At 47.0% G+C, this 12,775-nt stretch carries 5 protein-coding genes; all 5 read left to right on the forward strand.

The features are described 5' to 3' along the window. The first annotated feature begins 15 nt into the window (after nt 1-15). The 5 genes from PTZ19_RS07665 to PTZ19_RS07685 all read left to right on the forward strand — a co-directional run bounded on the left by PTZ19_RS07665 (nt 16) and on the right by PTZ19_RS07685 (nt 12,773). Nucleotides 16-3,687, forward strand: coding sequence for an S-layer homology domain-containing protein (locus tag PTZ19_RS07665; RefSeq protein WP_276353540.1), 3,672 nt, complete (start codon nt 16-18; stop codon nt 3,685-3,687). A 453-nt stretch (nt 3,688-4,140) separates the two neighbouring features. Next, a complete protein-coding gene (locus PTZ19_RS07670) occupies nt 4,141-7,338 on the forward strand; it encodes an S-layer homology domain-containing protein (RefSeq protein WP_276353541.1) in 3,198 nt (1,065 codons plus the stop codon). Nucleotides 7,339-7,505: 167 nt separating this feature from the next. Next, complete coding sequence (locus PTZ19_RS07675) at nt 7,506-9,644, forward strand: hypothetical protein (RefSeq protein ID WP_276353542.1); 2,139 nt, start codon at nt 7,506-7,508, stop codon at nt 9,642-9,644. A gap of 185 nt (nt 9,645-9,829) precedes the next feature. Continuing rightward, on the forward strand, nt 9,830-10,855 hold the full coding sequence (locus PTZ19_RS07680; protein ID WP_276353543.1) for a Wzz/FepE/Etk N-terminal domain-containing protein: 1,026 nt from the start codon (nt 9,830-9,832) through the stop codon (nt 10,853-10,855). Further along, nucleotides 10,848-12,773, forward strand: a complete 1,926-nt coding sequence (locus PTZ19_RS07685) for a polysaccharide biosynthesis protein (RefSeq protein ID WP_276353544.1) — start codon at nt 10,848-10,850, stop codon at nt 12,771-12,773. The genes PTZ19_RS07680 and PTZ19_RS07685 overlap by 8 nt, the downstream gene beginning before the upstream one ends. Nucleotides 12,774-12,775: the final 2 nt, after the last annotated feature.

The raw sequence follows: 12,775 nt of genomic DNA on the forward strand, positions 1-12,775 counted from the left end.
CTTTGGAGGCAGCATATGAAACGAATGTGGAGGAAGACGCTCAGCTTATTGCTATCCGGATTGATGATCGTCTCCGTCTTGTCGGTTCAACCGTCGCATGCGGCGATCGAGTACTTCCATTTCACCGATTACAGCACCGATAAGAATGCCCCGACGCAGGTGAACTCGGGCACGATCGAGATCGCGGGTACGTATAACGGCGTAGCCACCGATTCCATGTACTTCAAGATCGAGACAGTCCTGTCCGATGGCAGCGTTGTCGCAGAATTGAATGGCGCCGGCGTCAGCCCGATTTTGGAAGGCACGAACGGCTTTCGTTTCACCAACGTCAAACTTCCCGCGGCCGGATTGAACAAGATCACGGTATTCGGGAAGTCCAGCGGCAATTTCGTATCCAACGTGGCCTACGTGTACTATCCTAACGTTCCTACGATTTACAACATCAAGTTGGCGGATAACCGGACCCTCGCATCGGATGAACCAACTCTGGTGAATACGCCGACCATTACTCTGCTTTTGAAAGCCCCGAATGCTACCAACGTTACAGTACAAGGGCAGAGCGCCTTGTCGGGTGGCGGCGACGACTACCTGGCTTCCAATATCGAACTGGAGCCGGGTCTCAACAAGCTTTCGTTCGTTGCATCCAACGGAACGATGACCTACTCGATTACACGGGATGTCGTATATTACGATGATCGTCCGACGGCATTCGACGTCAAGATCTCCACCACAAGCCTGGAAGGCAACCCGACGGTAGGGCCTAACGACACCCTTACCGGGCATTTAATTGGAAAAATCTCCGGTAAACTCGCTGTGGAAGTCGATCCTTCCAGCACGTTGGACCTGGACGTGCAAATCAAAAATAATAGCGGATCATACGATGTGTCGGACACCCTCGTTACCACGACTTTTGACAAGAATGTCACGGTTACGGGCGCAACCTATTCATACGCGATTTATAATTTCACGACAACTATAAGTTATGATATTCAAACCAGCGACGATTACCAATTGTACGTCAAAGGGACTTATGGGTCCGACAGCGTGAATTTCCCGCTACTCTTCACATATCGCAGCGGCACGAGCCCGATCATTCAGGAAGTCCGCCAACTTTACAACGTAACGGAACCGACGTCTCCTTCTACAACTGTCGTTTCCACGTCCAACTCGGCGTTTACCGATAATCTCGTCTTCTTTCAAGCGCCAATATGGATCGCCGTCAAAGCCAAGAACTTCGATTTAGCCAACGCCAATCACATCGCTACGTTAACGACGACACAGGGCGGGGTGACAGTTGGATCTCCACAGTTTACTTACGTCAAAAACGTGAGGACTTACTACTCTACTGCATCCGGTGAAATCGTATTTAAAATCACCAACCTTCCGGCAGGCGAACAAGTCCTGAATATCAAACTGTTGAATAACACGACCCATGAGGAAGTCATAAAGAATATTCCATTGACTTTCGTTCCCACGCCGTTTATTCAACTAGACAATATTTTTAATGGAAAAACTTTCACAGATTCAACGGCGTTCACTTCCATTCAGGGGAAATTGGTCAACTTTAACCTAGGCTCATCCGCCGACATTAATTCCATTAAGGTAACAGTCAACGGGACGACACTGCCAATGGCTGCCGCCAGCATCAATACGACGACTGGCGCTTTTACGTATAACATTCCCAACGGCGTCGGACAGAACTTGGTTGACGGTCCGAACACCATTACGATTTCCGGTACTGCCAACGGAATTCCGGTTTCCAACAGCGTTACGGTGTATTTGTTCTCCGATAAATTGCCTCGTGTCCAGAATCTGATTCCGGTTCCCGTCGGGGCTACCGTTGATACGGGCAAGAAATTCATATTGGGCGAAGAACTCTCCTATACGACGAATGAAAAAACGATGGATGTGCTGTTCAACGTCTTTCAAGCGGATTCCGTTTCCGTCAGCATCGACGGGACTGTGTACACCAGCGCGACCGGCGCCAGCCTTACGCCTGCTGATGCCGCCAAAATGACCAACACCGGCGCCGTCTCCGGCGGCGGAACCGGGTTCCGGCTGAATAGCATCCCACTGCCGGCAAGCGGACTTAAGAGCGTAACGATTACCGTCGCGAAAGGCACGGCTACCAGTTCGATGACGCTTCAGGTCACGAGGGTCCAGGTGCCGTTCATGATTCTGTCGCCGAAACTGCCGGATGAGCAGGTCATTAACCAGAACTTCATCCAAGTCAGTATCCGGGCAGAGGGAGCCGACTCCATCCTGATTGGCAAGCAGGAAATGGAAAAAGGCACGGACGATATTTTCCGCGGCACAGTAGACGGTCTGAAAAATGGAAACAACACGATTAAATTCACGATTACGACGGGCACCACCAAAGCGAACGGGCAATTCATCGTGAATTACGCCTCCCAGAACGAGGTGGGGGCCCAATTTAAGACAACCATGCCCACTTCAGGCAAACTGACGGCGTTCAATGGCGACTTGAGCATTGCGTTCCCGAAAGGCACACTGTTGAGGGATCCGGAAAAGAAAAACTTGAGCAACGTTCCGCAAGTCGACCTGTTTAACACCCAAAAGCTGCTGCTAGGCATCGCGGACAAAAACGACGGCAGAACGATCAAACGCTATAATCGCGTAGGAGAATTCGTCAGCGGAGTTCCCCAAGACGGTACGCTTGCCGATATTGCTCCTGTCGGTATCTCGACGAACTTGTTACAGGGTACGCGTACGCAATTCGGCTATGCATCCGAGCTGTTCTGGGTGGACGCGGGCTACCTCGCCGGCGGCACGACTTATCAGACCGTGGATGGGATGCAGCCTTATGAGAGAGGCAAAGAGTTCTATGTCCGCGGACAAGATTCATCCAAGTGGCTGGTACCGACCAACCGCGGGACGATCACACTGAAATACGACTCCAATATCCGCAACGAGTCGGCCAAAAACCTGAGCGTTTGGTATTTCTCCAACAATAGTTGGAAGAATCTCGGGGGAACGATCAACACGGGCAAGAAGACCATAACGGCTCCAATGGACGGCTTCGGATATTACGCGGTCATGAACGTGCGTTATGGTTTCGATGACATCACGGGCCATCCATATGCCCGAAATCAACTGGATACGATGTTTGCCAAAGGCATCATGCAGCCGAAGTCCAGCAACCTGTTCGGTGTCTACGACAACATCACGCGCGGCGAATTCGCCACGATGATCGTGAAAATGCTGGATCTGCCTCTTAATTACGATACCAGCGCGAACTTGCTCACCTTCTCCGACGTGCCGCCCATCAACGTGCCAGGCGCACTTTGGGATTACCGGTACATCGAAACGGCGGCAAGGGCGGGCATCATCAGCGGCCTAGCGCCTCGTGCATTCAACCCGGGAGGTTTCTTGACCCGGGAGCAAGCGGCCGTCATCATCGCCCGCGCCATGAACTACAAGCTGGGCGATCCGAACAAAGACAAGACGTCATTGGCCAAGCAATTCACGGATGCCGGTTCGATCGACTATTATGCGATCCCGCACATTCAAGCCGTGGTTAAGGCGAAGATCATGAGCGGCCAAGAGGTTCAGCCACAAGCAGGTCAGACCAAGTCGACCTTCGTCTTCAACCCGAAATCGAATCTCAACCGCGCGGATATGGCAGTCATCGCGTACAATATCATGGTCAAGCTGAAGAGGATCTAAGCATAATTATTAGACTGCAGGGTTTCGGAGCTTCCGCGCCCTGCAGTCGTTCATTTCCTTGGGTAAAAAGGAAAATGTTAAATGGTGACGGGGCATGGGGATGCAAGCTATACTAAAAGAGCTTTAAGGCTCGTACATAGAATTACATAGTGGATGAGCGAAATTTTTTGCAAAATCGAAATTACCCGCAACTTTTTCCGGCCGTGTGCGTTTAACAACATGTATCGGAAGTTACAGGGCGAAAGCCCAGGGTTAGTCTAGCACTCTTGTAAAATATGCGTACTCATGTATAATGGGGAAAGTGGCATATTTTACCCTGCCTGTTTTACGTGTTTTTCGGCAGGTCACTCTCGTTTACGAGTTTCTGCGACATGTTTCTACTAAAACGGGAGATCATGCTTGCAGACACACACTATAGACAATGCTCATCTCAGGGAAGGGGGTGAAACATCGATGAGAGAACCGAGCTATCATTCTTCCAAGCAACACCAACAGTTGTTTTCTCGAGGAGGAGAAAAAAAGGTTATGAAGAAAAGTTTATCCATTCTTCTGTCCGCAGCACTCGCGTTCGGCACGTTCGCGTCTGTAGCTTCGGCAGCGGATGCGAATCTGACCACGCAACAAAAATTCGACGAACTGAAAGCCAAAGGCATCTTCGCCGGCATGGCTGACGGCAGCGCTGGTCTTGACCAGAAGCTGCAACGTTCGCAAGCCGCTCGTATCGTTGCCCTGTTGCTTGGCGCTGAGGGAATCGGCAATCCGGACACGAAAGTCGTAACCGAGAAGCCGTTCTCCGATGTTGAGCTCGGCAAATGGTATACGGAAGAAATCGCAGCCGTTAAAGAACTGAAAGCTATGTCCGGTAATACGGATGGCACGTTCAACCCGAACGGCAACCTCACCAATCAAGAAGTTGCTGCCTTGCTGGGCCAAGTTCTGAAGCTGGAGCCGGTTGCTGACGCTAAGGTTGACGGCGCTGCTGACTGGGCCGCTGGCTACATCAAAGCCCTGGAAGCCAAAGGCTTCGCGGTTCCGACGCCGTACACGGCTGACGCTACCCGTGGTGCCCTGGTTGACGCTACTTACTTCGCTAACGGAATCCTGAACCCGGATAAAGTTTCCATCGCTTCCGCTAAAGCAGCTGGCGTATTCAAGGTTGAAGTTCAACTGAACAGAGAGGTTGACACCTCTAAAGCTACGCTGACGCTGAAGAAAGGTTCGCTGACGGTTTCGACCACCCCGAAGTGGAGCGATGACAAGAAGTCCGCTACGCTGACTCTTGACTCGAGAATCACGGCCGGCGACTATACGGTGACCCTGGGCGGTCTGGATGCTGAGTCCGTTGGAACTGCAACGGCAAGCTTCACGGCTCAAGACGAAACCGTATCTAAGATCGAATACGTAAGTGCGACGGATACTCTTCCGTACAGCAAATACGCTGCGATCGAAGTTAGAGCGGAAAACCAATACGGCGAAGCTACCTCGCTGGGTGCCTCTAACTTTACCGCGCTTGTATCCGGTCAAACCGTGACGATGAAGAAGAACGAGTCGGGCAACTTCTACTTCACGGCTAACGTTTCGGGCACCGCGGGTATTACCCAAGGTAATGGCGTGATTCCGGTTACTGTTTACATGAACAACAGCGGCATCACGGCTACGAAGAACTTCAAAGTGGGAACCGTTCCGCTTCTGAGCAAGATCGAAACGGGCAACGTTACTTACTCCAACGCTACGACGAGCAAATTGACGAACGTTGGGGATACCGCTACGATCGCGCTGAAACTGTATGACCAATACGGCAACCCGATCGTTAAGAACCAATTCATCCCTTACACCACTTCTGCAACGCCGCCGGTAACGGTAACTGAAATCAACGTTTCCAACATCAACCCTGTAATCACGCCGTATGAACAAAACCTTGTTGTCGTTAAGACGGGTGTTGGCGGCGCGCTCGACGTAGCCGACCTGTTCGATGATAACGATAACCCGGTACTCAAAGTTAAGCTGAATGCCAAGCTTGACAAAAACGCCGATTACACCGTGAACATCTACGGCGGTTCTTCCTCGGCTACGGCTAAAGTTACGGTTGGCGCAGCTAAACTTGCAACCAAGATTGAATTCGACACGTCGTCCGTAGTTCTGGCGGCAAATGACAAAGACGTTGTCATCCCTGTAATTGCGTATGACGCCAATGGCGACAAGCTGTCTGCCCAAGATCTCGCCGATAACGCAGCAATTACGCCGGCCCGCTTCAACTTCACGGCAACGAACGCAGTGTCTGCTGCAATCGTGAGAACCGGTTCGGACAAAGGCAAGCTGAAAGTAACGTTTAACACTCCGATCAACGGAATCTACAACAGCGTTAACAGCCAGATTTACGTTTCCGGTCAGATCAATCAATCGCTGACGAACACCTTCGTTCAAACCAACCTTGTTGTCGGTGACGCTCGTGTTCCGGATCACATCGCCATTTCCGACGATATTGCTCCGAAGGCAATCCTCGGTGCTGGCGAAACGCTGGATTTCCAATTGAAGGACCAATACAACAAAGACCGTGGAAATCTGTCGGTTGCTAACATTGCTAGCGCCAACGGCCAAACTTCGCAATATCAAGTGGTTGTCGATGTTGTGAAGACCGGTTCCGGCGTAAATGCTGTACCGAACTCCTTGCCGAGAACTGCAGTATCTCATCCGACGCCTGGAACGGACAGATACGTATTCCAGTATGACGAGCTGGATAAGTTCAACGACAAATGGAATCTCACCAGCACGGCTAACCAAGAAGGTAAAGTTGTAGTTAAAGCTACGATCCAGAAGAATCCGAACAGTGCAGGCTTCTCGGACTTCTCCTCGACCGTATCCCGTTCTTTCGAAGCAATTAAGACGAACACCGACCTGACCTATTCGCTCGATACGATCGGCAGCCTGTTTGCCGCTCAAGACAAGTTCAACGGTAATGCCGGGGTAACTGGCAACGGTACGAATCAGGCTAACGATTCCTTGTCGCCGGATTACGTCAGAACTCCGACCCCCGTATTGCCTAGCCAATTCGCGAAGAAACTGAAGGTCATTGCTAAGGATGCCTCCGGCACCGAAGTAAAACTTCCGGAAAACTACGTGTACAGCGTATCCAGCTCCGACCCGACTGTAATCGATTTTGGAGTCGACAAAGTAACTACACCGTCTCCGATTGATGATGGTTATGTCATCGGTAACAAAGCTGGTACTGCAACGGTAACGGCAGTTGTTTACACCAACAAAGGCAACACGGTATACTTGACTCAAGACGTAACGGTTAAGGCTGACACCATTGTTGTTGACAGCATCAAAGCTGACAACACCAGCAAGTCGTTTAACTCGACCGACTGGGGTAACCTGGATAACGGTACGACGTTTGCATATTCGCTCTTCAACAGCCTGATCGTTAAAGACCAATACGGTATTGAATATAAGGACGCAGTTGTGTCTAAATATCAATCCGTACTGGGCATTCGCTTCACGGTACAAACCACTAGCGGTACCGGTGCTGTAAGCATCGATCCGATCACGGGCCTCATTAACTCCATTGCTCCTGGAGTAAATGAGTTCGAGATCACGGCACTGGCTCCGAACGGTAAGAGCGTAACGTTCGTAGTTGCGAAAGACATCTAATCTTACCATATAGCAAAGAAGACCCTTCGGGGTCTTCTTTGCGTTAGATGGAGATTTATTCGAAGTTGCGACTTCTCAAGTCAACTTATAAAATGTGTTGTATTGCGAAACTTCTGAGGCTAAATATTCGTCTATAGAATATAAAGCCAATTCAGGAGGAATATCGCGTGAGGAAACCTGGGAGACTTCTTAGTTTGTTATTGGCGCTATGTTTGATGATGACTTTCTCAAGTCAATTAACCTTTGCAGAAGGAACGGGTAACGATTACGAGTTACAAAAGGTGGTGTCCCTTGGCAAGGTGAAGCTCCAAGATGATGTCACCGCTGACGTAAATAACTTGATGATGGTGCCATCTGATAATACGAATGTGATCGCAGTTACGCTTTCCATTAATAACAATAGTAACAGTCAATTAAATCTGTTAGATTACTGGATCAACCTCTACACAAAATCAGGAACGAAATTGTCCGTACAGATGGTCGATAATCAGAAAAACAACGTCCCGGCTAAAACAACACAGGATTTCATATTTTACAGTAAAGTCGGTGCAAATATTAAGTTGACCGACTTGGTTATTAAAGTCATTAAATGGGATTTTTCTGTAGAAAATTATTCAAGGGTGCTTGGACAGATATCGGTTCCGCAACGATATTCTCCAGTAACAACCTCGAATTTGGGTAGGGTTATTAGTACGGGTGAAAATCAAGCTTCATTTATCATCAAGCAAGCCGTTATGGGGAAAAGCGAGCAATACTACCGGCCTTCGTTAACGATTGGAATCAAAAACGAGGGGAGAAGTACGATAACCCTGCCGGATTATCAGCTGTATATTCGGACCGCCAATAATCTTCTTTATCCCTTAACTGCTGCAGGTTTAAAGGGAACGGTGTTAGACCCGTTAACGGATAAAGAATATCAATTGTCAACTTCGATACCGCTATCCGTACAGGAAGGGAAATGGACGCTAGTTTTAGTGCTCCCGATTAATGAAGGTAAAGATAAAATTCCGGTTGCTGAGTTTGATCTCCCAAAAGCAAGCAGTGAAGTCGCAACGGACGTAGGGAAGTTTTACTCCTTCTCGAATGCTGAAGGTGTTTATTATGTGAAATTGAATTCGATGAACCGTTTGCCTATAGAGGATAATGACTTAATCGTTTCCAATATAACCATTCAGAACAAAGGAAATGATACTTTATCCATTCCTGCACTAACAGGTAAATATGTTTTTAACGATAAAATCGAAAAGAGCGTAACTGTAACAATAAATAATAAACAAATCGCTCTTGCTCCAGGTGCTGCGATTGATCTACAGGTTGTTGGGAAAGTACCGTATACATTTGATATATCTAAAGTTAAATTAGTATTGCAGCAAAAAGATTCAACTAACTCGACGGTTACCGATTTGGTGGCCTTTACGAATGCAGGGGAATTCCAACCCGTTACAACAGTCAACTGGGATAAGGGATTTCAAATCAAGGATGTAGGTTACCGTTCAGAGGTGAAAGTTCGAAACCTGATGAGATTTTCAGGTACAGGCGGAGATATACTGGCAGCTCAGATGACTGTTGCAAACCAAGAAAAGCGTATGGCTGATATGCAGCCGTTAGCAGGATACTTCGAAAAGGAAGACGGAACGGTATATGCGGTTACGTTTAAGAACGTCGAAGAAAAACTAAACCCTGGCGGTGGAGCTCTTATTTATGCGTGGGCTTCAATACCAAAGGATATGAAATTAGATGGATTGAAACTGGTGGTAGGTAAAGCGGTGATTGAAACAACGCCAGCATCGGACAATTCGCAATCGGGCAGCACCGTAGTTACAGGATATGTATCCCCTTATTCGTTCCAATTGCCTGCCGAAAGGACAGCTCAAACAGGTCTTAAAAATATCGATCTGTATCCTTATCAATTGACGATAAACCGAGTCAGGACGAGGATGGATTTTCAAAATTCAAGTGTAAGCCTTGATTTTGATTATACTTTGCAGCAAGATCTTCTCACTAAAGCAGATACGAAGGATCATAAAGTGATCATTGAATTGAAAGATGAAGATGAGGAGATTGTATTCAATCGATCTTTAACTTTATCCAATACCACGAGCGGGAGTTCAACCGATGATCCGACGTTGAATGTAGGAACACGGAAAATCGAACTTTCACCTTGGGTAAGTTATGATTTCGTCGCCAACATGCAAACCGTTGGTGAGTTCTACTTTAACGTGTACTACGAAATTCAATCGGGTTACCGCATTCTAGTTGCGTCCGAAAAACTGCCGTGGTTAGTAGATCGTACTTTAAACCCGTAACGAAAGTGCTTTATAACAGCACTAATCAATCATAACGATTGATTAGTGCTGTTGCTTTACAAAATAGATATCCTGTAAATCAACTTCCAATATCCTATGCTTGTTATACACCCCCCCTAAAGGTATACTTAAAAAAGAGAATCTAATCGGAATTTCCGCCATAAATCGACGTTGGGGTGCAGAATATGAAAGAAAGTCAGATTATCAGTCTACGTGAGATCATAGACATACTATTGAAACAAAAATGGATTATTATCATCTTTACCATAGCCTGCATGTTGGTATCAGGTTTGTATAGTTTTCTTGTACTACAACCTACATATGAAACTTACTCGATCGTCAGAATGCAATCTTCTGCATCATCAACTGACGAAAATTCGACGACTGATATCCAAACATTCGAGGAGTCTTTGAAAAGCTCTTCCACGTTAAACGCTTTAATTACAAAAAATAATCTCGATCGCAAAGAATATAGCATTAATTCCATCAGAGGCATGTTTCGTTTGGAAGTCGTGCCGAACAACAACATTATGAAAATCATTGTAAGGGGACAAGACCCTCAAAAAATTTCAAGAATGGCGAACATGCTTGCCTATGAGCTTGGAATCCGTATTGAGATTACCGATCGAACAAAGGAGATTTTAGAAGCACAGAAAAAGCTGGATGATCTGGTAGATCAAATTGAAATGACAAAAGCACAACTCACAGAAGCTCAGAAACAAATAAGCAAAACTCCTGAAAAACAAAGTACAACACAATCTTTAGGCCAAAATGACTTGTTAAGAGATATCACGCAAGAGAGCAGCGGTATCAATGCGAAAGAGGCTGCAGGTCTTACGATGGAGAATGAAAGCATTAATCCCACCTATACCGAATTGCAGTCTAAGATTGCACAAGCATCGATCGATTTGATCTCCCTACAGAGCGCCGAGAAGAATCAGAAGAAAAAAATAGAAGAAAACCAAAGCCGAATCAATGAAATCGAACAGATATCTAATAATGATAAATTAGATGCTAATAAGTCGATTCGTATACTTGACGGGACGAACGCGCTGTTTATTAGTCCCTCTATTCAACCAGATACCCCAATCGCTCCCAATAAGATCATGAATATTATCATTGCGGCAGTCGTAGGGGTCGCAATCAGTCTGATGGTTGTTTTTCTACGGCAATATTTGAAGGAAAACCCTAGGAGTGGAGTGAATGTTTAACCGAATAAGGTTGGGGCTGTTGCTGGCCGTAGATGCTTTACTAATCATTTTATCAGTGTACATTGCATACCTCCTGAGGTTTGACTTCTCAATAAAATCACAGTTTATTAAAACCTTTTCCTATGTTTTTCCAGTCTCGGCGACATTGCTACTAACGAGTTTTTTCATATTTAGAATTTATAAGCGAATTTGGCAATATGCGAGTTTGGGCGATCTCATCGCGATTCTTAAAGGCGCCTTCGTTGGAACCGGCGCTTTTTTCTTGTTGCATCATTTAGTTATACATCATTACTATCCTCACTTAGTCGTGCCGCGCAGCATTTATCCGCTTACGCTAATCGTATGCTTTCTAACTGTTGGGGGATCCAGGGCAGTTTGGCGTCTGATCAGAGATCGGTATGGTAGAATGATGCCTTATCATCGGAAAGCACTGGTCGTCGGAGCTGGAGAAGTCGGTGTAATGATCGTTAAGGAAATGCGTCAGGTCCGGTCTGAGTTATATCCGGTTGCATTCATCGACGACAATGTTCGGAAACAGAGCTATGAAGTCATGGGGATTCCTGTTGTAGGAACTCGGTACGATATCCCAAGTGTGGTGAAACGCTTTAAAATAGATGACATTATCGTAGCCATCCCGACCGCTTCGAGAACCGATGTGGCGGAGATCATAAATCTATGCAAGGAAACCGGCTGTCAAATCAAGATTGTTCCTCGTATGAATGATTTGATAAATGGAAAAGTTACGATAAATATGATTCGGGATGTGAGCGTTGAGGATTTACTTGGACGGGATCCTGTAAAGGTCGAGTTCGATGAGATTTCCAAGTATTTGAGGGGACGAGTTATTCTCGTTACCGGGGCAGGAGGCTCCATTGGATCGGAAATTTGCCGACAGGTTGCCGCGATTAACCCGATGCGATTAATATTGCTGGGACACGGAGAAAACAGTATTTATGAAATCGAACTAGAATTGCGTAAATCATTCCCGTCGCTAGAAATAACCACCATTATTGCGGATGTTCAAGAAAGACCGCGAATGGAGCAAGTATTTGGACTTTATCGGCCGGAGGTCGTATTCCACGCAGCAGCTCACAAACATGTTCCTCTGATGGAGAATAATCCTTTTGAAGCGATCAAAAACAACGTGTTCGGAACCCGAAACGTTGCGGAGTGCGCGCATGCCTATGGAGCCAAAAGGTTTGTGCTAATCTCGACCGATAAAGCGGTGAATCCGACGAGCGTAATGGGAGCCACGAAACGAATCGCCGAAATGATTCTGCAAACGTTGAACGGGAAAAGCGACACGATTTTCGCAGCGGTAAGATTTGGAAATGTCTTGGGCAGCCGCGGCAGCGTCATTCCGGTTTTCAAAAAGCAAATCGAAGATGGCGGTCCCGTTACCGTTACGCACCCGGATATGGTTCGATATTTCATGACCATACCGGAAGCCGTTCAACTGGTCATTCAAGCCGGCTCATTGGCAACCGGAGGAGAAATCTTCATTCTTGACATGGGAAAACCCGTGAAAATCGCCGATTTAGCAAAAGATTTAATTCGACTCTCAGGACTGGAACCGGATAAAGACATTCAAATCGTTTATACCGGATTAAGACCGGGAGAGAAGCTGTTCGAAGAAATCCTAACGAGTGAAGAAGGAGCTGCCACCACGAAACATGATCGAATTTACGTGAGCCGTTCATTGGAAATTTCCAACCTTGAGTTTGAACAGGCCGTCACGGAATTCGATCGAATTCATCGGGAGGAATTACCAATTGATTCCGACCAAATCCGCTCTTTGCTGAAAAAAGTCGTTCCGACTTATCGCTGGCAAATGAGCAATACCTCATTCGATCAGACAACGGTAAGTGAACAAATCAGAGCTTCTCTCGAACTTGTAGCTGCATTGGAGAATAAATAATA

Source organism: Cohnella caldifontis (genome assembly GCF_029360585.1).
GTDB classification, from domain to species: domain Bacteria; phylum Bacillota; class Bacilli; order Paenibacillales; family Paenibacillaceae; genus Cohnella; species Cohnella caldifontis.

What these genes read in the sequence shown, in the direction of transcription:
- PTZ19_RS07665 (WP_276353540.1), top strand. Translation starts at nt 16, where the DNA reads ATGAAACGAATGTGGAGGAAGACGCTCAGCTTATTGCTATCCGGATTG.
- PTZ19_RS07670 (WP_276353541.1), top strand. Translation starts at nt 4,141, where the DNA reads ATGAGAGAACCGAGCTATCATTCTTCCAAGCAACACCAACAGTTGTTT.
- PTZ19_RS07685 (WP_276353544.1), top strand. Translation starts at nt 10,848, where the DNA reads ATGTTTAACCGAATAAGGTTGGGGCTGTTGCTGGCCGTAGATGCTTTA.
- PTZ19_RS07680 (WP_276353543.1), top strand. Translation starts at nt 9,830, where the DNA reads ATGAAAGAAAGTCAGATTATCAGTCTACGTGAGATCATAGACATACTA.